Origin of the sequence: Mucilaginibacter glaciei (assembly GCF_014773245.1) — a bacterium.
In the GTDB taxonomy this organism is placed as follows: Bacteria; Bacteroidota; Bacteroidia; order Sphingobacteriales; family Sphingobacteriaceae; genus Mucilaginibacter; species Mucilaginibacter glaciei.
Window position 1 is genome coordinate 74253 of record NZ_JACWMX010000009.1, and the last position, 22124, is coordinate 96376.

Sequence of the window (22124 nt, forward strand, 5' to 3'; positions counted from 1 at the left end):
TTTTTACATTTTTCGAAACCTGATCTGGTTCTTTTGTTCCCACACAAAAAAATTGCCGGTTGCGCTTAGCTGCACCGCTTTTACGTAGCTGCCGGTTCCGATCAGCCTTGGTGTTTTTTGAGGGAAAGCGATCACATTCAGGGTATCATTGTTCTGGTAAGTGATCAGCGGATTCTTTCCACTACCGGCAATACTGCAGGTTCTTCCCCTGGCCAGGTAGGTTTCCGGCTCGCCGGGAGTTGCATAATAGATATTGCCTTTCCGTTGCCATACCGTCTGCACCGCGTTGGCCGGGCTGATCCGCAGGCTCCCGCCATCCATCGGGCAACCGTTCAATTTCCAGGTATTCATGCCCATCTTTTGCGCTGCCGAAAAAGTTTGCCCCATATTTGAAGAGCGGGTTACATAAAGGTCACGCGAACCGTTCAGCCAATTGCGGAACATAATAGCGACCGAAGAACCCTGTACTGCTATGCTGGGTTTACAGCACTCACAAACATGCTGGTCAGGTGACTGATAGACCATCGTATTTTTAGACCAGTTAAGCGCTTTACCCGATAGGGATGAAAAATAGATCTGGTTCTGCTTTCCTTTTCGGATGTCTAGCCAGGCCGCGTAAAAATGATCCTGATCATCAGCGGCAATGCTCATCAATCCCTCAGGGGCTGACCCCAGCTGATCGTTTACCCTGCCCATACTTTTCCATTTGCCGGTATCATGAGCAAGACGATACCAGTAGATATTGCCGGATTTGTCCATTGCGGTGATCACCGAAAAGTTTTTTGAACTGGTTAGTTGCGGGCCTCTTGCCATACCCAGGTGCATTTCGGGTAATTTGGCAACGAGTGCGGGCCTGCTGAACGATACGCCATGATCTGTTGAAGCAACACAAAATATCTGGTCGGCAGATCCGAACACAACCCTGATAATTCCTTTGTTATCCAAGCTGACTTGTGGCTGCTGTCCCTCTCCGATTAAATTCCGGTCGTCTGACAGGGAACTTAACGTTAGTAACATTGTAAATGATAGTACAAAAAAACTTACTCTTCTCATTTTACTAATATATAAATTTTGGAAAGTTAAGCCTTTAGCAACGCTAAATGAACTGCTTTATTCATTTGAATCACGAAAATAAGGGTAGCCGACTTGATCAGCTCCCCGCTAATGGATAACCTTTAGCGATCCAATTGGTTTGCAGGTTGACCGGAAGGTTTAATAATTTGATATGGGTAAATCCCATTTTCTTCAATTCCTGGAAAGCAGGCCTGATGTTAGGGCATTTAGTGAAAGGGCAACACCCGCAATAGATGACGATGTCCCTGTTTTTAGGCAGTGTAACTACCATTGCTTTCAGTGCTTTTAAATTTTCTGTTTCATCCGCAGCACCAATATGTTTTGCCCCTTTAATGTCTTCGACTGCGCCTATATTGAGAATCAGCGGCAGTTTAGCCGGGTTTTCTTTTATGTTCGCAGCAAGTAAAGCAGGTTCCATGAGTTCACGTTCCGTCCAGGGATAATGAACAGGGACAAAGGGTGCAGCTACCGGTGATGTCTGCGCCTTGGCCAGTGAAGACCACAAGATGCCAATGAAAAAGCAGTAAATAGTTAAGCGTATTTTATTGCGCATTTGGTTGAAATTATGATGACCTTTATTATAAAGATCAGATTTTATGCATGAAGGTAATCAAAAAGCACACTGGGATGATGTTTATTCCAATAAAACTTCGGATCAGGTAAGCTGGACGCAGGCGGTTCCTCAAACATCCCTGGATTTTATCCACGGGTTCCGGTTATCTAAAAGTTCCAGTATCATTGATATTGGCGGCGGTGACAGCAACCTGGTGGATTTTCTTATACAAGAGGGCTTTCAGGATATTACCGTGTTGGATATTTCTGAAGCGGCAATCAACAAAGCAAAAACCAGGCTTGGCGAACGAAGTGAATTGGTTAAATGGGTGGTTTCCGATATTACCGAGTTCAAAACAGACAGGCATTTTGACCTATGGCACGACCGGGCAACATTTCATTTTTTAACCAGCAAAAACCAGATTGGTGCTTATCTTCAAATTGCAGGCAGATCAATTAATAACTACATGGTGGTGGGCACCTTTTCTGAAAACGGGCCGGACAAATGCAGCGGCTTACCGATCAAACAATATACTGAAGTCCAATTGCAAAGGCAGTTGAAAAAACATTTTGAAAAGATCAAGTGTATCCATGAAGATCATATCACCCCCTTTCAAACCAAACAAAACTTCCTGTTCTGTAGCTTTAAAAAGCAAAGCATCAACTAATGCTTTAAATCACCGTTATCAGCGCATCGTTATCTGGATTCTCTAACCAACCGATAGGTGCTAAATTGTGCCCGAGGTCTTTTAATGCTGCTTCAAATGCCGCAATACCTTCTTTCGCAACGGCTACCAGCAAGCCGCCACTTGTTTGCGGGTCGGCCAGGATATATTTCTGTTCTTCGGTAACCGGCCCGATCTTATGTCCGTAGCTGTTCCAGTTGCGCCCGGTACCTCCGGGATAGCATTTTTGTTCTAAATATCCGCGTAGCGATGGGATCACAGGTACTTTGTCAAATTCAATAACAGCGGATAATCCGCTCCCCTCGCACATTTCTGAGAGATGTCCTAATAATCCAAACCCGGTTACGTCTGTCATGGCTTTTACATCAGCCATCTGCCCGAATACGTCTCCCAGCTTGTTTAAGGTGGTCATACTTTTTAAAGCAATAGCCGCATCTTCAGGTAACAATATACCTTTTTTTTGAGCGGTTGACAAGATGCCCACACCCAAAGCTTTGGTGAGATATAACCGGCAACCGGCGGTTGCTGTAGAATTTTGTTTAAGGTGCGAAATATTGACCATACCATTCACCGCCAAACCAAATACCGGCTCGGGGCAATCAATACTATGGCCCCCGGCCAACGTGATACCCGCTTCAGCGCAAATGGCCCGTGAGCCTTCCAGTACTTTTTGGGCGACTTCGGGGGGTAATTTATCAATCGGCCAGCCTAAAATAGCAATAGCCAATACAGGCTTACCACCCATAGCGTAAACATCACTGATGGCGTTAGCTGAGGCAATACGCCCAAAATCATAGGCATCATCCACTATCGGCATAAAAAAGTCGGTCGTAGAGATCAGTGCGATGCCGTTACCCAGATCTAATACCGCCGCGTCGTCGCGTTTGTCATTGCCTACTAACAGCCTCGCATCAGGCGTTGTCACAAGGGGGCTATGCAGTATCTTATCGAGGATAGCCGGGCTGATCTTACAGCCGCAACCCGCACCGTGGGAATATTGGGTCAGTTTAATTGTTTGATTATCCATTAATAAATAACAGTATTAGCAGTAAAATTTAATAGGTGACGGGCCTGGGTTGTGATGTCGGTACCGTTCAGCTCCAATGGAAATACCTGTGCGGCATTTCGCTTACTTAAACCGGTCCGGTATGTTTTATCATAATAGACCAATACGATCTTTACGAAATCCCTCATACGGCCTTCCATGATGGCTTCTATGGCATATTTGGTTTGTTCCGGCCCAAGCCTTTTACGGATGCGTTCCGTAGATTCCATCAGGAAGTGCTTATCTAAAGAACCATATTCAGCGGCTAATGCGTTAACGCGTTGCTGTAACGCTACCTTAATATCTATCATCGCCGCATTCCGCATCTGTTGCCAGAAGGGGTTAGGTATGGAACGTTTGCCGATGGTCAGGCTTTCATCTTCCACCCATACCTTTTTTTGCGGATCTGTGTTTTTTAACTGTTCAGCCAAATTATTCTCAAACTGTTCCTGGGTTGGTTGTACCATTTTATTCATACTGCCGTAAGATGAACCCTGGTGCTGGGCCAGGTCTTCCAGATCAATAACCTGTTCATCTGTTACTTTGAGTTGCTGTAATATACGGGTCTTGCCCGAACCGGTCATCCCGCCAAGTATCTGAATGCTGTAGGGCCGATCAAACTGTTGAGGCACCCAGCCCCGGTATTTTTTATAGCCCCCCTGTATGACATACACCTCAAAGCCGTAAAGGTCGAGTGCCCATGCCATCGCCCCGCTGCGCATCCCCCACGCCAGCAATGAACACCAATTCTTTTGTCCGGTGCGATGATCAGAGCTTCCTTAATAAAACCAGACCATTTGGAACCGGTCAGGTCAAATCCTAACAGGATTGCTTCTTCCCGGCCAACCTGCTTATAAGTCGTACCTACCTTTACCCTTTCTTCGTTACTGAATAAAGGGAGGTTAAACGCACCTGGCACATGGCCATGTGCGTATTCCGCAGGTGTGCGCACATCTATTAAAGCAAAAGGGTCTTTAAGCTGCAGGAAATTATTGATCGTTATCGGTTTGACCATTACGCTGTAAATATACGTTACTATTTACTTCCGCCCGTTCTGAATCAATAAACGTAAGCCGTCAAACACAATTACCTGGGTCGATCCTTCATGCCCTACAACTGCGGGGCCGATTGCGTCTGTCTCCCATTATTCATCCATGAATTGGGATTAATGGAGCAGCCCCCCTTATTTATTCTTTCAGTTGTTGAAGGGGCCGGGCTGATCCGCTGTATCTTCTGCCGAAGGATGCCGCTGCCATCCCTGCTGCATTCACCCATGCGCTCCCATCATGCTCATCCATTTGCTTTGCTGTATTCCTTCGCCAGATTCCGGGTCCGCGCAGCAAGAGCCTGCCTGCCATATAGCGCTGCCCGCTTTTCTGAATAAGACCGTACGCTCCGCTTAACCTGGCTTATTCATCCCGCTTTTCCGGCAGGCAAGCACTTGCTTTTCCGCTGGGAAATAATCATTGCATCTTCAGTTTTAAACAGGATGGCTTTGTCTTTATAAACAAAGAAATCATGCCGGATATTTTCTGATTTGATTTTTTTGAAAACGGATAAAAGCGCAATCAAATTTCGTATTACTTGAGGGACGATAGAATGGCTATTTTTCATAAGATCCATTTCCGGTTTAATTATATCCTATATTTGCTTTATGAAGCTATGGATCAGCAGAATATTTTTAATGACAGGACTTGTTCTGTTGCTGTTCCATAATATCGTTGCGCATCATCATGATGATGACCACGATGACCATATCGCGCATCATGATAACGATGTGCTGGAACACGCCAAGGTTGACCATGTCTTTTCCTCACAGGTTTATCATTTCGATGGCCTGCAAGAAATCATACCGGCAATAGTCTATCAGCCGGAATACAGGTTTATACAGTTCCCGGTTATATTACCTGATCAGCCGATTATCTTGCCTGATGAACCCTACCCGCCGGGTTGGGTCACAGATCAAATCATTCTTCGCGGCCCCCCTTCCAACTGTTAATATCCGCTGTCTTCACAGCTTGAGGCTTTGCCTTTGTGTTTTTTCTGAACATTAACAGTAATCTTCTTTTTTCATGTTAAATAAAATCATTGAGTTTTCCGTAAGGAATAAACTCATCATCGGCCTTTTTATATTTGGCCTGATCTGCTTTGGTATCTACGAGGTGAAACGCCTGCCGATAGATGCCGTGCCGGACATTACCGACAACCAGGTACAAATCATCACCCGTACCCCCTCATTGGGGGCGCCGGATGTGGAACGCTTTATCTCTTTTCCTGTCGAACAATCCTGTCGCAATATCCCTAATGTGAAGGAAATCCGCAGTTTCTCCCGATTTGGTTTATCCGTTGTTACCATCGTGTTCGAGGAAAAAGCCGAGATCTATTGGGCACGGCAGCAAGTTGCCGAACGGCTCAACGATATTGCCAGCCAGATACCAACGGAATACGGTAAGCCGGAAATGGCTCCCGTAACGACCGGCCTTGGTGAAATTTATCAATACACAGTCAGGGCCAAAGCCGGTTATGAGCAGAAGTATGATGCGATGGCCTTGCGTACCATACAGGACTGGATCGTGCGTAAACAGCTATTAGGATTACCTGGCGTTGCTGATGTGAGCAGCTTTGGCGGTTACCTCAAGCAATACGAAATTTCGGTTGATCCTGCCCGACTCAAAGCGAATGGTATCTCTATCAGCGATGTCTTTACTGCACTTCAAAAGAATAATAGCAATACCGGCGGAGCTTATATTGAACGGGGGCCTACGGTGCTGTTTATCCGCAGTGAGGGTTTGGTCGGCTCATTGGACGATATTGGCAGCATCGTGGTAAAAAACCTACCCAACGGCACACCTTTATTGATCCGTGATATTGGCGAGGTCGGCTTAGATCATGCCACCCGCTATGGCGCGATGACCTGGAACGGCAAACAGGAAGTTTCCGGCGCAGTGGTCATGATGCTGAAAGGAGCCAACAGTAATGAGGTGATCAAAAACATTAAAGATAAGGTGGTGCAGATCCAAAAGACGCTACCACCCGGTGTCATTATCGATGCTTTCCTTGACCGCACCAAAATGGTAGATAACGCTATCGGTACAGTTGAACATAATTTATTGGAAGGTATCGCTATTGTGCTGATTGTTCTGATCATATTCTTGGGTAATTTCCGTGCGGCTCTCATCGTTGCTTCGGTAATCCCGCTGGCGATGCTCATTGCCGTGATATTCATGAACCTGTTTGGCGTATCGGGCAACCTGATGAGTCTGGGCGCACTCGACTTCGGTTTGATCGTCGATGGAACGGTGATTATCGTAGAAGCCATTATGCATGAAATACACTTGAAAAAACGCACAGAAGTTAGTCATGAGGAAATGGATAACGATGTGATCACCGTTTCGGCAAGAATGCGTAACGCCGCTATCTTTGGTGAACTCATTATCCTGATTGTCTACATTCCTATTTTCACCTTGCAGGGGATTGAGGGCAAAATGTTCAAGCCGATGGCGCAGACGGTCGCATTTGCTTTGATCGGTGCCTTTATCCTTTCCCTGACCTACGTACCGGTGATGAGCAGCTTGTTTTTAAACCGTAAGCAAAAAAACACGATGAACTGGTCGGATCGAATGATGGATTTTTTCCAGCGACATTATCATAGCGCATTGGTCAGAGTGGTTAAGTTCCCTAAGACAGTGATCGGCATCGCCGCGGTTGCCTTTATTGGAGCTGTTTTTGTCCTGACTAAACTGGGTGGTGAATTTATACCCAAACTGGAAGAAGGTGATTTTGCCGTAGAAACCAGGGTATTAACCGGCAGCGGATTGCAAACCTCGGTGCAGGCGATCAAACAAGGCTCGAAGATATTGCTATCTAAATTTCCTGAAGTGGAGCAAGTCGTTGGAAAGACCGGCAGTTCGGAGATACCCACCGACCCGATGCCTATAGAAGCCAGTGATATGATGGTGATCCTTAAAGACAAAAGCAAATGGACAAGCGCGAAAAGCTTTGATGAGCTCACCGAAAAAATGTCAGAAGAACTGGAAGCGGTACCTGGCGTAACCTTTGGTTTTCAATACCCGGTGCAGATGCGCTTTAATGAACTGATGACCGGTGCAAGACAGGATGTGGTTTGTAAGATCTTCGGGGAAAACCTGGATACACTGGCCATCTTTGCCAAAAAGTTAGGCGCACTAGCCGGGGGCATCAAAGGAGCACGGGATATTTACATAGAAGCCGTTACCGGTATGCCGCAGATCGTGATCCGTTATAAACGTGCTGCTATCGCCGAATATGGGCTTAACGTGGAAGATATTAACCGGGTGGTCAATACCGCTTTTGCCGGTCAAAGTAGCGGTACGGTTTATGAGGGGGAGAAACGTTTTGACCTGGTGGTACGGCTGGCGGGTGAGCAGCGCAAACAATTAAGCGATGTACAGGACTTATTGATCCCGACACCGACAGGCAACCAGGTGCCTTTACAACAGGTTGCCGAAGTAAAAATCGAAGAAGGCCCAAACCAGATCCAACGAGAAGATGCCCAACGCCGCATTATTGTCGGCTTTAACGTACTGGGCCGGGATGTGCAAAGCATCGTGGAAGAATTACAGCAAAAGGTAAATGCTCAATTGAACCTGCCACCTGGTTATTATACTACCTATGGTGGCGCTTTTGAAAACCTCAACGCCGCCAAACAGCGGCTGATGATCGCCGTTCCGGTTTCTTTATTACTGATATTCCTGATGCTTTATTTCGCATTCGGCTCCATGAAACAGGGGTTGCTTATTTTCTCAGCCGTGCCATTATCTGCAATTGGAGGCGTGATTGCTTTGATTGTGCGCGGGATGCCCTTCAGCATCAGCGCTGGTGTCGGCTTTATCGCCCTGTTTGGCGTAGCGGTATTGAATGGACTGGTATTGATTTCAGAATTTAACCGCCTCCGTGCAGCAGGCTGGGATGATCTGCGGGACATTGTATTTGAAGGCACCAAACTACGGTTAAGGCCGGTATTGATGACTGCCGCCGTGGCTTCATTAGGTTTCCTGCCAATGGCTTTAAGTAACGGTGCAGGCGCGGAAGTACAGCGGCCTTTAGCTACTGTAGTGATAGGCGGCTTAATTACCGCTACGTTCCTGACCTTATTTGTGTTGCCCATTTTATATATCCTGTTTGAAAAAGGGAAAACCATGAAAGTATCTGCAAAGCCTGCGGTGATATTACTGCTCACCACGCTGGGACTGTTTGCAGGAACGGCGAAGGCGCAAACACCGATCAGCCTGAAAGCGGCGATAGACACCGCCATAAAAAATAACCTGAACCTGAAAAGCGAACGGCTGAACGTGGATTACCTGAAAAGGAATACAGGCACAGGTGTAACTATTCCTAAAACCACTATTAGCGGGGAGTACGGCAAGATCAATAGCGCCTACGACGATAACCGATTATCAGTCGTGCAATCCGTTAATTTCCCGACAGTTTATACCCGGCAAAAAGCTTTGCTAAATGCGGAATATCAGGCCGGTGAATTAAATGTCAATGTCAGAATAAGGGAACTGGAACGACAGGTTACGGAAAGCTTTTATCATATTCTGTATCTTAATCAGAAGTTGAGTTTGCTTTTAAGCGTAGACAGCACTTATGCGCTTTTTGTTAAAAATGCCAACCTGAGGTTTGAAAAAGGGGAAAGCAATATCCTGGAAAAAACTACCGCTGAAACGCAGCGTGGTCAGATCGCCCGGCAAACAGAAATGTTAAATGCAGACCTGTTAATTGCCGGTGACCGTTTCCGTGTATTACTTAACGCAAGCATGGATTATCAACCCGAGGCAAATGGTTTTAAATTACCCAATCCCGTTGTCACGGATACCGCTTTTAGTAACCATCCGCTGGTTTTATTGTTAAGCCAGCAAAAACAAGTTAGTCAAGCGCAAACGGCATTAGAGCGGTCAAAACTATTACCTGATCTGAGCCTGGGTTATTATAATCAAAGCTTTAATGGGGCACAAACCGTAAATGGGGTGAACCGCAATTACGATGGCAGCAACCGTTTTTCATCTGTTCAGTTGGGTGTTTCGGTGCCTTTGTTCTTTGGCGCACAAAAGAATAAGGTAAGTGCCTCGCGTATCAAAGAACGGCAGGCGCAGGTAGATTACCAGTCGGGATTACAGGCGCTCCAAAGACGCTATAAACAAGCGGCCGAAGAAGTCGGTAAATATCAAAAGCTGGTCGGCTATTACGAAAAGACAGGATTGCCCAATGCTAATCTGATCTTAAAAACGGCAAATTTACAGTTTACTGCCGGACAGGTGAATTACCTGGAATATGTATTACTCATCAACCAGGCAACGGCATTACGCAGCGAGTACGCCGATGCGGTGAACAATTTAAACCAAGCTATAATACAGATCAATTCCCTTCAAAACAATTCAAATGAAATACGCTAAATCAACTATACAAAAAGCGGCAGTATTGCTTATTGCGCTTGCCTTATTTTCTTGCGGTGGCCAAACCGAGAAAACGGAAACAAAGACCGAGAAAAGACCAAAAACCGAAAGTACAACCACGGTAACGCTCACCGATGCGCAGATCAAAACAGCCGGGATAGATACCGGACACGCGGGTGACCGCCCGGTAGCGACCACTTTAAAAGTCACCGGCGCCATTGACGTACCGCCGCAAAGTATGGTGAGCATAAGTTTCCCGATGGGCGGTTACTTAAAGTCAAGCAAGCTTTTACCGGGGATGCACGTCAACCGTGGCGAAACCATCGCTATGATGGAAGACCAGCAATTCATCCAGTTACAGCAGGATTATCTAACCGCCAAAGCCAAACTGAACTTTGCGCAAAAAGACTTTGAACGCCAGCATGATCTCAACGTCAGTAAAGCTAATAGTGATAAGGTCTTTCAGCAGGCACAGACCGATTACGAAAGCCAGAAGATCATGGTAAGTTCTTTAGCGGAAAAACTACGTTTGATCGGTATGAACCCGGCTAAAGTGACCGATGGCAGTATTACAAGGAGTGCAGCCATACGGTCCCCCATTGATGGCTATGTGAGCAAAGTGAATGTTAATATTGGAAAATACGTGAATCCGAGCGACGTGTTATTCGAGATCGTTGATCCGAGGGATATTCATCTGGCATTGGATGTGTTCGAAAAAGATGTGAACTTATTGCACGAGGGGCAAACGGTAGTTGCTTACTCGAATAGCAATCCCAATAAAAAATATGAATGCAAGATCGTGCTGATCGGTAGGGATTTGACCGACCAGCGTAAAACGGAGGTGCATTGCCATTTTGAGCAATACGATAAAACCTTGTTGCCGGGCACCTTTATGAATGCGGAGATTGAGATCACGGCGAATCATGCGCTGACCCTACCGGAAGATGCGATTGTCAACTATGAAAACAAAAGTTATGCTTTTAAGGTAAAGGGGAAGAACACTTACGAGATTGTAGAAATTAAACCGGGAGTTGCTAAAGATGGTTATATAGAATTATTAGCGAATAGTTCTGAATTACGCGGCCAGACCTTTGTAACCAAAGGCGCTTACAGTTTATTAATGAAAATGAAAAACACCGGGGAAGATGAATAATACAAAAAGCGGTAATTGGCTATCGGCTTTTGCCGATACCTTTGTGGCCCTAAAGAACAAAGTATTTGCAGGCTTGTATTTCGCACAGTCGGTAAGCCTTTTGGGCGATGCCGTTACCTGGGTAGGTTTGGCTTTGTTATCTTATCAATTCGGCAAAGAAAAGTCTGCGATCATCTTAGCCAGTGCTTTAACGCTGCGGGTAACTGCCTTTATTATCTTTTCACCATTTGCCGGGGTATTGGCCGACCGGGTAAGCCGCAAAACCATCCTCGTGGTTACACACTTTATCCGCATGGGTATTGTGGCCTGTCTGCCATTTGTACATTTCGAGTGGCAGATCTACGCTTTAGTGTTTGCTTTAAATATATTCAATGCGTTTTTTACGCCAACTTACCGTGCGGTCATTCCGCAGGTGGTGGATAAGGAACATTACCGGCAGGCTGTAGGCTTATCGACCGCTACTTTCCAGATATTGGGTGTATTAGGGCCGGGCCTGGCAGGCATATTGGCGGTATGGTTCGGCGCAAGAGAAATCTTTTTTATCGATGCAGGATCATTTATTATTGCAGGTATTTTGATCCTGATGCTGCCTGCTGATAAGCTGCAAAAAAAAGTTGATAAGACACAAAAGACATTTACGGCCTGGCAGGATGTGCTCAAAGGGATCAAGCTATTATTTGGCAATCCGATTATCCGGTTTGCATTAATTATCGAGTTTGTGTCCGCTATTGCCGGGGCACAGATATTGGTTAATTCAGTGGGTCATATCAAAAGCGGATTACATTTAGACGACAAGCATTACGGCTGGGTGATGGCCGCGTTCGGAATTGGTGCCAGCATCGCGGCGTTTGTAGCGGGAAGTCTGGATAAAACAAAAACCAGGCGCATCTCGCTGATCTTAGGTGCCCTGGTCTTAGCGATAACGATCTCTATTACCAACTTCGTCAGCTTTCCTGTAATGATGATCTTATGGGTCTTTGCAGGCTTAGGTCAAAGTCTGGCCGAAATGCCTTCCGAAACTTTGATCGGTGAAAATATCGCGGAAAATGAACAGGGCAAGGTTTACGGCTCACACTTCGCATTCTCACATTTGTGGTGGGCTGTCGCTTACCCGATAGCAGGGTACACCGGCAGCCATTTTGCAGGAAAGGATTTTTTATACGGAGGGATACTATCTCTGGCTCTTTTGGGAGCGGCCATGTTCTTTATGAAACAGCATAAACGAAGCACAGCTTAATACGGCATTAATCTTATTTCTATCCCTTTGCAAACAGGGGGCGGCTAAGTCGCTTCCTGTTTTTTCATTTAATCAAGTTCCCATAGAGACTTGCAAAGATAATGGTAACCCTGTAGATTTCTGCTTTTGTGCATGAAGCTGGCCGGGATGGTCAGCTTTACCTCTCATCGGAGAAACTGCTGCATTCCCCACGCCCTCACATCAGGCTCATCCATTTGCTACGCTGCATTTCTTCGCCAGATTCCGGGCCGCGCAGCAAGAGCCTGCCTGCCGTATGCCCCACCCGCTTTGCCGGATAAGACCGTACGCTCCGCTTAACCAGGCTTATTCATCCCGCTCATTCGGCAGGCAGGCACTTGCTTTTCCCTGGAGATAAAAACGGTACATTTTCATTTCTGCATCGATTCACTTTGTATTTAATAACCAGGGAGGTTATGCCGGGTATTTTTTGATTTAATTTTTATGCGAACGGGTAAAAAGCGCAGCTAAATTGTCGACCGTTTTATTTTTTGGAGGAGGCCAAAAGCTTACGGCATAATGAATAAGCTCGTTCCTCACTTATTCAGCCTCCGGCACTTATTCCGTTTCCTTTTGTCCGGCTGCGGTCACCATGTGCGGCTTTCTTTTTCCCCTTTTTCTTTTAAAAATATTAATCAGGACAGGCAAGGCGAAGAGAGATGCGAAACAGATTTATTCACTTAACAAAAGAAGACATGGCAAACTGGTGCAGTAACACGGTAGAATTTATTGGCGAACACTGCCAATTCGAGTATTTGGAGGTGCTTTTTACAGCGATTGCTGCAAAAGAAAAGAAAGAAGGCAAAGGGCAGTTGCCTGCCTTTGTAAACGAAAAAGATACGGGATACCTTTTCGACACCCGATGGGAAGACGGCATACTGTATTACGAAACAAAATGGTCGCCGAATTTCGGGGTGATGAAACAGATAGCCGAACATTTCAGCATCGGTTTTATTCACCGCTACGCAGAACCGGGAAATATGGTCTATGGCGAAGCAACCTATAAAGACAGTGTATTTACGGATGTTTTCTTAGCATCCGAAGACTACGAACTATGCGGGTATGATGAGGAAAGTGATACCTATTCTTTTGAGGGCAACACTTATGAAAGCAATGAGGAGATACTGGAAATCCTATTGGAAAGAAAGAAAGCGATTAAAGCATTGCAGGATTTGAACAACGAATAATACTAACTACCTCAGCAAATCAAAATTAAATAGCATGACACGGTCTAACATACACATCACCCTAAGCAACGGCAGGAAACTCAAATGTGTTGCCGATAGCAGCAGCGCACCTGAACAGGGCTACATCGTAGAAGATTTGATAGTTCCCTTATTGGCATTAGAAGATGGGACAGCCGAATTGAAGCTGTTAACGGAACATTGCACGATGGGCGAACAGCGGATAAATGCCACCTACAGGTATGAAATCAACCTGCTGAAAAAGAGGGTTTCTTTTTTTGAAGAAGGGTACGACTTCGGGAAGGGCAAGTTTGAGCGGGGCGAGGATATAACGCAACGCTACAACGACTATCTCTACATGATAAAGCCCTGAAACAGGGCATTCAAACACAATTACAATTCATAAAAAATAAACACCATGACCACTAACTTTTTTGAAATCATCGCTGGGCTGAATATCTCCGGCAACTGGAAAATTACCATCCAAACAGAAGACAACACAGCATTTACCGTATCGGCCTTGTTCACGGCATTGCAATGCGGGGATAACGCTGCTAAAGCCATACCGCCAATGTTGCTAAATGGTACAGCATCAGAACTTGATAACGGCTTTTTTGAAACTATTACCGGTCCCATACAGCAAACAGCAGGTTTATATTCCAACATGGAAAGCTACCTCAAAGGATTGGAAGCTGCTAAACTGGCGTCCAAACAGGAACAGGACAACAGGGAAAAGGCAAAAAAGCAAGCTGCTGCCAATAAGAGCAATGAAGACATCATCGTTCCCGATGCCAAAATAAACAAGGAGGAAAAGAAAAAGGCCTACGACGATGCGATGCGGGAAGTCGCAGAACTCGTTAAAAAACTAAAATTTAGCGATGCACTGAACATCCTGCCATCTATTGCCGACTATCCACATAAAGAAGGAGAACTGAAAAAAAAGACCGACTACCTGAAAACGCAAATATCGCTCTACGAAAAAGCCCTCATCAATTTTAACGCCGAATAAAACCATACCGCCATGTTATTGACCAGCATATTACCAAGAGTGTTTTTACACAAAGAGAACGGGCAGGAAGTCCGCTTGACCGACCCCAACAAAAACTTTAGCCCCGAAGCCGTGCTGAACTTCTACTCGGGAACATATCCCATCCTCACCACAGCCAAAATAAACGGCCCTGAAATTAAAAAGGATGAGATACAATACGGCTTCGTTTCCACTATCGGCACGAAAGGATAAAATAGATGAATATTTTAATCAACAGTAAAGGCAGGGTCACCCTGCCTAAAACCACCAAACAATGCAAACTCTATCAGCAAATACAGACATTCAGCAAGGATTTAGACCGGTTACCCGATGCACGGGAAGTCAGCCTGAACAAACCCCGTTCAGCCCCGGCGGATTTACTGCCGATGGTTTTTTGAACCATCGCTTTTTACCGCTCTATGAACCCTTTGCGGAATTGCCCGATATAAAGGATTTGGAAAAGGGGGTGTTTAACTCCCTTTCCATACTTGAAAAGCAATATGATATACAGGTTATGGATGTCAGCGACAAGCCGTATCCCTACAATATCTTACTGGCTTACTGGAATGCGGAGCAACAGGTTTGTAAAGGCAAAAGCGATACGGAACTATTTATCATCAGCGATAATACCGATAAGGTGAAACTGGCGACCAAAGAATACATATCCACAGGCCATACCCTTTACTATATTCCGGTACTGCCCCTTTACCGCTTATTGAAAAGCGGTACAGATCAGCGGAGTGCCGAACTCCTGTTATCGGTTTGTGCTTACCTCTACCAAATTACAGGCGTTCCTTATTACAGGGATGAGGATAGCTACCTGTTTTACTATTACGAAATACTGGAAGATTGGATAGAGAATGACTTAGACCAAATGGATGAACAGGATATCTATTTACAACGGTCAGCCCTGCGTTCCGCAAACCATTACGGTGACATTATGCAACGTAAGCTGTTTAATAAATACCAGCTCGATCATTTTGCGCAAAGAGTACAGCAATTTCATGGGCACAGCGATTTTTCAGCTGAATGCCTGAAACTGGCAAAAAAAGCCTTAGCCCTTTGGATTTTCTTTCCCGATGGTCATTTATTCAGCCATATCAATGATTGTTTTCCCGAAAAGGAAGAAAGCAACGAAAATGATGATGGGTACCATGAGGAAGAAAGAGATAGCACGATAATGCTTTCTGAATTTGTCCACTTTATAGCTGAAAATGAAGGTAGCTTGTACGATAGCCTTGCAGAAATGGTCAATAATGAGTTCAATGAAAAGAGCAGCACCCAAGAGCCTGTATTGGTAAAGGTTTATGATGATCAACTTGCTGGAAATACTGACACCCTTGATTTTGAACGCCGTCTTTTTAACCTGATTGACAACTTATGTGTCCTATTAAATGATTTACCATGAAGAACTTGACCAATGCCTTTGGTTCGCTTTACCATCCCCAAAAAGCACTACTGATCTATCAACAGGCAATTGACAGTAAACAGGTTTATATCGAAAGTTATGATATAGACCCGCAAGGTCGCCCGATCAATGCTCATCCGCTCTCAGTAACCGAGGGTGCTGCCTTAGCGAAAGCATTGCATACTAACGACAGCAAAAACACCGCTTTTTTAAAACCTGCGGGTTTGTTGCCTAAGAATCTTTTGTACCTGAACACCGAAATAAACGGTTATGCGGTATGGCATACCCCAAAACAAAACAGGAAGTTGCTTTTTAGAGGGGGATTGGGTATTAAGAACGGTTATGCCAATATTCCCGCCTTACTATGGAAAGCGACAAAAGATGGACTTGCTATTTATGCTCTCGCCGATGATAAGGTTATTGACTTAGATACCGAACTACATCACGCCCCTTTCTTTAATACCTATAATGATGGGAAGGTGTGCATGGGTAATGTCGCCATTTCCATTAGCAAGAACTGCGGTTTGGAGGATTTTATAACACAATGGGAGGAAGCCTTTTTTAACAGCTATTTCAGCCACATGATGCAAGGCCACAATCCCGTCAAAGGGAATATGGTGCAGTTATGGCAAAGCCTTGTTGGCACTAAAAAGCAATTCCCGCTGAAAGCTTTAATACCCAATAAAAAAACACTTAAACATCTCATCCGATGAACACACCAACCGCAATTCATATCACCGATAATTACCTGATCAACCCGACCAACCCCATTACCATCAACCTCATCGGTGCAGGGGGTACAGGGAGTAATATGGTCATGGCTTTAGCTAAAATGAACCATGCCCTGATTGCTTTAGGGCATCCCGGCCTACAGGTTTACCTTTATGATAATGACCGGGTGAGCGAAGCGAACCAGGGCAGGCAGCTATTTGCGGATAGTGAACTGGATATGTTTAAATCCGTTGCACTCATCAACCGCATCAACCGTTTTTTTGGCACGAACTGGAAAGCGGTGACGGAATTATTCCATCAGTCAGGGTTAAGTACCTTTCCCAACAATGGCAAAGCTAACCTGTATATCTCCTGCGTAGACAAAGCATCAGCCCGCATGGATATTGCGGAAATACTAAAAAGGTATGCTGTTGACTCCCGCTATGAGCGCAACAAACCGCTTTATTGGATGGACTTTGGGAACAGTAAAGATACAGGGCAGGTGATACTGTCTACCATTGAAGTGGTTAAACAGCCGGAATCAGAGCAATACCGAACCGTGTCCAAACTGCCGATGGTAACGGATGAGTTTAAAGGGTTACTGGAAACCTCGGAATTAGACGATGATTCCCCAAGCTGTTCCTTAGCCGAAGCCCTTACCAAACAGGATTTGTTTATCAACTCTACTTTAGCCAACCTCGGCGCATCCCTTTTGTGGTCATTATTCCGTGAAGGGATGCTGTTCAATCGTGGCTTCTTTTTGAACCTTAAAGAATTTAGGACACAGCCGTTGAAAGTGGGGTAGGCAAAGAAGAGAAAGCAGATTTATTGAGATGAACTACATGCTACGAGTACCGACAAAGCCAGTGCCCATTTTTCTTTATGCCACGGTTTTTACAACGCTTAACTATTAATGATAATGTTCAGTTATCCTTTGTTGGAAATTATCTCAAATACAAATTTGTAGCTGTGTTAATTTAGCGAAGTGCGGACTCCGTTGGATTAACGAAAAATCAATCTTAATTTCTAATAGACTTTAGCCTTTATAAAGATTTACAGATACTCGCGCCCGGCCGATTGATTTTTTAAAAGCTGCGATTATTTCGTAAACTAAGAATAACTAAAAATAATGGTATTTTTGGAATGCCAGCCATACATATGTAATGAATCTCGGTTTCCGTTTCTACGCCAGTACCCCGGCGTTGTTCGATGGTGCGGTAAAATGACATTGGTAAAGTATGGGCCTGGATGGACAGTAATCTGTACACAGCCTTCAGATCAGATCTGCCAGTCCCCATCCGCTGTTCCAATGCCTCTCTGTTGAGATAAAAGGCCTGCTCACCTTTCAACAGCTTTTTTTGCTCACCATCCGGCAAACTCACAAAGAAGTTATATTGCTTCAAAGTGTCACGCAATTCATCGGCTTGCTGGGCAAATTTTGGCAGGTCGCGCCCGCACTTTCTTAGGCAGCCGGAAACTAAAATCATTCGCTTTATCAGGATAGCACTGCCTGATCTCATTGAATTCCCGGGCATAGCGTGACACAGTTTTGCGGTGCAGCCCAAGTTCCAGCGCCAGGTTGGTCCGGTGGAGCTTACCGGCGAGGCAATCCTCGCGGATGCGGTTGGCTTTTGAAAAAGGAATTTTTTCCATTAAGGAATTTAGCGAGAATAATACATTAAATTTGATTGAACCTTATTATCCAAGTAAATATGTCCAATCCGCGTTACCTTACCAAATCCAGGTTCAAGATGGCCCTGGAATGCCCGACCAAATTATTTTATACCGGTAAGAAGGAATATCCGGATCAGAAGCTTACGGATACTTTTTTAGCGGCGCTGGCTGAAGGTGGTTATCAAGTAGGTGAATTGGCGAAATGTTATTTTCCGGGTGGTGTGGATATCAAGGAATTGGATTATGAAACCTCCTTGGCTAAAACAAACGATCTGTTGAAATTAGAGAACGTGATTATTTACGAGGGGGCTTTTCAATTTGAGAATTTATTTATTCGCTCTGATGTGCTGGTTAAAAAAGGTGACCGGGTCGAACTTTATGAGGTTAAGGCGAAATCTTACGATAGCACGACTGATTCACTGACTAATTCAAAAGGGATTGTAGCGAAATGGAAGCCATACGTTTATGATGTGGCATTTCAGAAATATGTGATCCAAAATAGCCGGCCTGACCTCAAGATCACCGCTTACCTGATGCTGGCGGACAAAAGTAAGGTCGCTTCTATAGACGGACTAAATCAGTTGTTCCGTATTACGGAGGATGACCGAAACCGTACGGTGATTGAATATAACGGGGATGTTTCACCCGCTGCGTTAGGTGAGCGCATGCTTTGCACGGTTAATGTCGACGATATCTGTGATAGTTTGTATAGCGACCTGCCATTTGAAGCGGGTGATACCAAAACCTTCCGGCAATGGATACATTTTTATGCGGACCATTACCAAAATGATCAATTGCTACAGGGGGCATTGTTAGGCCGTTGCGGTAAATGCGAGTTCAAAACTACGCCAGAACAGGCGCTGCAAGGTGCCCTTAATGGGTATAAGGAATGTTGGGAACGTAGCGCGGGTTTTGCCGCCGCCGATTTTGAACGGCCCCATATCCTCGACCTTTGGTATTTTCTCAAAAAAGATACTTATATCCAAAACGGCAAATATTTTATGTCGGAACTAACCAGGGCCGATCTGGAAGCAGCAAAACCAAAACCAAATCTTGATCCTGGACTAAGCCGGGTGGACCGGCAATGGATGCAAATTGAAAAGTCGGCGGAAAATGTGCCTGAAATACATTTTGATCATTCGGGTTTGCGGGATGTTTTTGCCGGTCTGACCTATCCGCTTCATTTTATAGACTTTGAAACAACAGCGGTAGCCATCCCTTTTAATAAAGGGCGCCGGCCCTATGAACAAGTAGCTTTTCAGTTTTCACACCATGTGCTCTATGAAGACGGAAGGATCGCGCATGAGCATGAGTGGCTGAATAGCCAGCGTGGTATATTTCCAAACTTTGAATTCATACGGCAACTGAAAGCAGCACTGGAAAGCGATGAAGGCAGCATTTTCCGGTATTCCAATCACGAGAATAATATCCTGACCAAGATATACGAACAATTGCGGGTCTCCGGCGAGCCTGACCGCGCTGAACTCTGCGAGTGGATACAAACGATCACGCATTCGACCAGCAACAGCACCTCCAGCTGGAAAGGCAGCAGGGATATGGTGGATCTTTGGGACTGGGTTAAAAAATATTATTTCGCGGCCGAGTGTAAAGGCTCTAATTCGATCAAGGCGATCCTGCCTGCCGTACTTAATAACAGCGATTACCTGAAAGCGAAATATGGCCAACCCATTTATGGCAGTTCGATACCGAGTATCAACTTTAACGACCAGGTCTGGATCAAGTTGGACGATAAGGGGAAGGTTGTCAATCCTTACAAACAGCTGGAGCCGGTATTTGAGGGCATCGACGAAGATCTGCTGGATGAACTGGTGTTGGATGAAGCCGCGGAAATCAGCGACGGAGGGGCAGCCATGATGGCCTATGCACGGATGCAATTCTCGTCTATGAGCGTTACCGAAGAGCAGCGTATCCGAAAAGCCTTACTTCGGTATTGCGAACTGGACACTCTGGCGATGGTTATGATCTTTGAGGACTGGCGCGATAGGCTTTCGCGACACGGCGGCTGATCTTAGCGATATCCTGAGCTAATGATAGAGGTTCTAATACTTTGACCTGGTCGCCAAAGCTCATAATAAGCATCTTCAATTCATGATTAATAATAATCGTTAGTTCGATGATAACTTCATCTGGCCCGTCTTTAATCACTATTTGCGAACGGTGAAGATGCTGTGTTTTTACGTAATTCCCTTGCCTGGGCTTGAAAGACAAATGCACCTTTTCGATATTACGCTGCATAAAATTCACGCCGATACAATCTTTGAAGTAAGCCTCCGGGTCGACCGTTGTATTCGCAACGTAAACAGAAGGGATGGTTGCTAGTTCTTGAATGCGGTCTAAAGCAAAGGTGCGCAGCTCGGTGTCGTAGTCTGTTAACCCGACCACATACCAGCGGTTATGAAATTCCTTAACGAAGTAAGGGTGAAATTCCGTTTTATAAGATTCTCGTTCAAATGGTTGATAGGTAATCCATAAACACTGCTGGTTCTCGATCGCATTTAGGATGGCGTCGATATGTTCGTAACCTTTCAGATAAGGTACTTTTTCAAATAGAATAGCGGGCATAGCGCTTTGTTGCTGAGAAGCTTTAATTTGCCGGACGAAGCGAATAACCTTATCAACCGCACCGGCGAACTGGCTGAAATAGGCGATATCCTTGAACTGATTTAATGTTCGAACAGCCATCTCCAGCGACCTTAACTCTTCACTATTGACCGGAACATTGATCGCAAATTCTTTAGCATAATAATAGACCTTCCTTTTCGGGCACCAGGTAATCGGTGCTTTTCCAAAGGGTAGCGAGCCGCCGCGCATTTTATTAATATCCTTTTCCAGCGTACTGTCGCTGATGTCAAAATCACTTTTGGCTAATTGGGCTAACAAGCCATTTTTTGTCCATTCTTTTCGGTGTGAGTTGAGGCATTGGTCGATGACCTGATACCTAAGGTAGGCATGATCGTGATTCATAATTTGGTCCGTAAACTGGTTACGTTCTAACGGTTTAGTTTTGTAATAAAGTTAAAAACTAATTGGCAATAATCATGAGTAAAGGAAAAAATCAGCATGTCGTACCGCACGATAACGGATGGGCAGTTAAGGGCGCGGGAAACTCAAAAGCAACAGCAGTGACCCACACACAAAAAGAGGCCAACCAGATCGCTACACAAATTGCTAAGAACCAGCAATCAGAAGTTTTGATACACGGCCAGAACGGACGTATCAGGGAAAGGAATAGTTATGGTAATGATCCTTTTCCACCGGAAGGCTAATTAATTTAATTGAATATGAATTTTTTAAAATATGAATTGAACCTTGGCGCCCAGGATGCGGTTAAGGTAGTGTTGAATGGCCAGGCGAATGTGCGCTTGATGGATTATAGTAATTTTCAAGCTTATCGCAATGGCCGTCAGCATCGCTACTTTGGTGGCTTGGCGACCGTTTCGCCTTATGTTGTAAGGCCCCCACATGGCGGTCAATGGTATTTGGCGATCGATATGGGCGGCTATGGCGGTAGTGTTAACGCCTCGGTAAGTGTCATTTAATTGATACCTTTATGTTTGATATCAGTAAACAAAACATTGATATCGGCTGCCCGCAATGCGGCCGGAATAATAGCGTCACGCTGGCCCAGGTTGCCCAGCAGGCAACGATCACCTGCGCAGGCTGCCGTCGGCGGATCACGCTGAAGGACAAGAATGGTTCGGCCGGCAAAAGTGTCCGCGATATTAATAACGCCATACGGGATTTCGAGAACACCTTGAAAAAACTGGGTCGCTAATATGGAAGAAAGTAACACACTTAAAGTCAGAAAAACTGAAGCCTACGATTCCCGGTGCCTGGGTTTGGTGGGCGGTGTTGCTTTTGTTCAGGGTTTTAAAAAAACGGCCAGCGCCGATTATGTCA

General features: G+C 45.2%; 25 protein-coding genes. 16 read left to right on the forward strand and 9 right to left on the reverse strand.

The features are described from left to right. Nucleotides 1-3: 3 nt before the first annotated feature. Complete coding sequence (locus IDJ76_RS18510) at nucleotides 4-1053, reverse strand: hypothetical protein (RefSeq protein WP_191165398.1); 1050 nt, start codon at nucleotides 1051-1053, stop codon at nucleotides 4-6. 97 nt (nucleotides 1054-1150) lie between these two features. Next, nucleotides 1151-1627: a rhodanese-like domain-containing protein gene (locus IDJ76_RS18515; protein WP_191165400.1), complete on the reverse strand. Its 477-nt coding sequence runs from the start codon at nucleotides 1625-1627 to the stop codon at nucleotides 1151-1153. Between the two features lie 43 nt (nucleotides 1628-1670). On the opposite strand from IDJ76_RS18515, the gene IDJ76_RS18520 reads away from it, so the two are divergent. Continuing rightward, complete coding sequence (locus tag IDJ76_RS18520) at nucleotides 1671-2294, forward strand: class I SAM-dependent methyltransferase (protein ID WP_191165402.1); 624 nt, start codon at nucleotides 1671-1673, stop codon at nucleotides 2292-2294. A 4-nt stretch (nucleotides 2295-2298) separates the two neighbouring features. Here IDJ76_RS18520 and selD read toward each other — a convergent pair whose 3' ends face one another. The 5 genes from selD to IDJ76_RS18540 all read right to left on the reverse strand — a co-directional run bounded on the left by selD (nucleotide 2299) and on the right by IDJ76_RS18540 (nucleotide 4971). Next, on the reverse strand, nucleotides 2299-3339 hold the full coding sequence (selD, locus tag IDJ76_RS18525; protein ID WP_191165404.1) for a selenide, water dikinase SelD: 1041 nt from the start codon (nucleotides 3337-3339) through the stop codon (nucleotides 2299-2301). After that, nucleotides 3339-4031 carry a hypothetical protein gene (locus tag IDJ76_RS18530; protein WP_317173982.1) on the reverse strand — a complete coding sequence of 231 codons (693 nt, stop codon included), beginning with the start codon at nucleotides 4029-4031 and terminating at the stop codon, nucleotides 3339-3341. The genes selD and IDJ76_RS18530 overlap by 1 nt, the downstream gene beginning before the upstream one ends. Beyond that, entirely contained in the window at nucleotides 3938-4372 is a 435-nt protein-coding gene (locus IDJ76_RS21165; RefSeq protein WP_317173980.1) for a rhodanese-like domain-containing protein, read from the reverse strand. Before IDJ76_RS21165 ends, IDJ76_RS18530 begins: the two co-directional genes overlap by 94 nt. Before the next feature lie 172 nt (nucleotides 4373-4544). Further along, nucleotides 4545-4715: a hypothetical protein gene (locus IDJ76_RS18535; protein ID WP_191165406.1), complete on the reverse strand. Its 171-nt coding sequence runs from the start codon at nucleotides 4713-4715 to the stop codon at nucleotides 4545-4547. Nucleotides 4716-4770: 55 nt separating this feature from the next. After that, nucleotides 4771-4971: a hypothetical protein gene (locus IDJ76_RS18540; protein WP_191165408.1), complete on the reverse strand. Its 201-nt coding sequence runs from the start codon at nucleotides 4969-4971 to the stop codon at nucleotides 4771-4773. A 40-nt stretch (nucleotides 4972-5011) separates the two neighbouring features. Here IDJ76_RS18540 and IDJ76_RS18545 point away from each other — a divergent pair, with 40 nt between their 5' ends. From IDJ76_RS18545 to IDJ76_RS18595, 11 genes are all read left to right on the forward strand, one after another. Then, complete coding sequence (locus IDJ76_RS18545; protein ID WP_191165410.1) at nucleotides 5012-5356, forward strand: hypothetical protein; 345 nt, start codon at nucleotides 5012-5014, stop codon at nucleotides 5354-5356. 73 nt (nucleotides 5357-5429) lie between these two features. Then, nucleotides 5430-9791 (forward strand): CusA/CzcA family heavy metal efflux RND transporter, encoded by a 4362-nt coding sequence (locus IDJ76_RS18550; protein WP_191165412.1) that lies wholly within the window; start codon nucleotides 5430-5432, stop codon nucleotides 9789-9791. Continuing rightward, a complete protein-coding gene (locus IDJ76_RS18555) occupies nucleotides 9778-10944 on the forward strand; it encodes an efflux RND transporter periplasmic adaptor subunit (protein ID WP_191165414.1) in 1167 nt (388 codons plus the stop codon). The genes IDJ76_RS18550 and IDJ76_RS18555 overlap by 14 nt, the downstream gene beginning before the upstream one ends. Beyond that, on the forward strand, nucleotides 10937-12181 hold the full coding sequence (locus IDJ76_RS18560) for an MFS transporter (protein ID WP_191165416.1): 1245 nt from the start codon (nucleotides 10937-10939) through the stop codon (nucleotides 12179-12181). The genes IDJ76_RS18555 and IDJ76_RS18560 overlap by 8 nt, the downstream gene beginning before the upstream one ends. A gap of 713 nt (nucleotides 12182-12894) precedes the next feature. Then, nucleotides 12895-13386: a DUF1281 family ferredoxin-like fold protein gene (locus tag IDJ76_RS18565; protein ID WP_191165418.1), complete on the forward strand. Its 492-nt coding sequence runs from the start codon at nucleotides 12895-12897 to the stop codon at nucleotides 13384-13386. A 34-nt stretch (nucleotides 13387-13420) separates the two neighbouring features. Then, entirely contained in the window at nucleotides 13421-13756 is a 336-nt protein-coding gene (locus IDJ76_RS18570) for a penicillin-binding protein (RefSeq protein ID WP_191165420.1), read from the forward strand. 45 nt (nucleotides 13757-13801) lie between these two features. Further along, on the forward strand, nucleotides 13802-14392 hold the full coding sequence (locus tag IDJ76_RS18575; protein ID WP_191165422.1) for a PRTRC system protein E: 591 nt from the start codon (nucleotides 13802-13804) through the stop codon (nucleotides 14390-14392). Between the two features lie 12 nt (nucleotides 14393-14404). Further along, the gene (locus IDJ76_RS18580; protein WP_191165424.1) at nucleotides 14405-14623 is read left to right on the forward strand and encodes a PRTRC system protein C; all 219 of its coding nucleotides are present in this window, start codon (nucleotides 14405-14407) and stop codon (nucleotides 14621-14623) included. A gap of 61 nt (nucleotides 14624-14684) precedes the next feature. Further along, the gene (locus tag IDJ76_RS18585; RefSeq protein ID WP_191165426.1) at nucleotides 14685-15818 is read left to right on the forward strand and encodes a hypothetical protein; all 1134 of its coding nucleotides are present in this window, start codon (nucleotides 14685-14687) and stop codon (nucleotides 15816-15818) included. Continuing rightward, nucleotides 15815-16531, forward strand: coding sequence for a PRTRC system protein B (locus IDJ76_RS18590; RefSeq protein ID WP_191165428.1), 717 nt, complete (start codon nucleotides 15815-15817; stop codon nucleotides 16529-16531). The genes IDJ76_RS18585 and IDJ76_RS18590 overlap by 4 nt, the downstream gene beginning before the upstream one ends. Beyond that, nucleotides 16528-17334 carry a PRTRC system ThiF family protein gene (locus tag IDJ76_RS18595; RefSeq protein WP_191165430.1) on the forward strand — a complete coding sequence of 269 codons (807 nt, stop codon included), beginning with the start codon at nucleotides 16528-16530 and terminating at the stop codon, nucleotides 17332-17334. Before IDJ76_RS18590 ends, IDJ76_RS18595 begins: the two co-directional genes overlap by 4 nt. A gap of 280 nt (nucleotides 17335-17614) precedes the next feature. Here the strand turns inward: IDJ76_RS18595 and IDJ76_RS18600 are convergent, their stop codons facing one another. Then, nucleotides 17615-18016 carry a hypothetical protein gene (locus IDJ76_RS18600; protein ID WP_191165432.1) on the reverse strand — a complete coding sequence of 134 codons (402 nt, stop codon included), beginning with the start codon at nucleotides 18014-18016 and terminating at the stop codon, nucleotides 17615-17617. 225 nt (nucleotides 18017-18241) lie between these two features. On the opposite strand from IDJ76_RS18600, the gene IDJ76_RS18605 reads away from it, so the two are divergent. Then, nucleotides 18242-20230 carry a DUF2779 domain-containing protein gene (locus IDJ76_RS18605; protein ID WP_191165434.1) on the forward strand — a complete coding sequence of 663 codons (1989 nt, stop codon included), beginning with the start codon at nucleotides 18242-18244 and terminating at the stop codon, nucleotides 20228-20230. Here IDJ76_RS18605 and IDJ76_RS18610 read toward each other — a convergent pair. Beyond that, the gene (locus tag IDJ76_RS18610; protein ID WP_191165436.1) at nucleotides 20181-21188 is read right to left on the reverse strand and encodes a helix-turn-helix transcriptional regulator; all 1008 of its coding nucleotides are present in this window, start codon (nucleotides 21186-21188) and stop codon (nucleotides 20181-20183) included. The genes IDJ76_RS18605 and IDJ76_RS18610 overlap by 50 nt on opposite strands. Before the next feature lie 74 nt (nucleotides 21189-21262). Between IDJ76_RS18610 and IDJ76_RS18615 the strand changes: the two genes are divergently transcribed. From IDJ76_RS18615 to IDJ76_RS18625, 3 genes are read left to right on the forward strand one after another with little or no spacing between them, the layout of a single operon-like run. Further along, nucleotides 21263-21490, forward strand: a complete 228-nt coding sequence (locus IDJ76_RS18615; RefSeq protein ID WP_191165438.1) for a DUF2188 domain-containing protein — start codon at nucleotides 21263-21265, stop codon at nucleotides 21488-21490. Between the two features lie 15 nt (nucleotides 21491-21505). After that, a complete protein-coding gene (locus tag IDJ76_RS18620) occupies nucleotides 21506-21763 on the forward strand; it encodes a DUF1883 domain-containing protein (RefSeq protein ID WP_191165440.1) in 258 nt (85 codons plus the stop codon). An 11-nt stretch (nucleotides 21764-21774) separates the two neighbouring features. Continuing rightward, on the forward strand, nucleotides 21775-21999 hold the full coding sequence (locus tag IDJ76_RS18625) for an IS1 family transposase (RefSeq protein WP_191165442.1): 225 nt from the start codon (nucleotides 21775-21777) through the stop codon (nucleotides 21997-21999). Nucleotides 22000-22124: the final 125 nt, after the last annotated feature.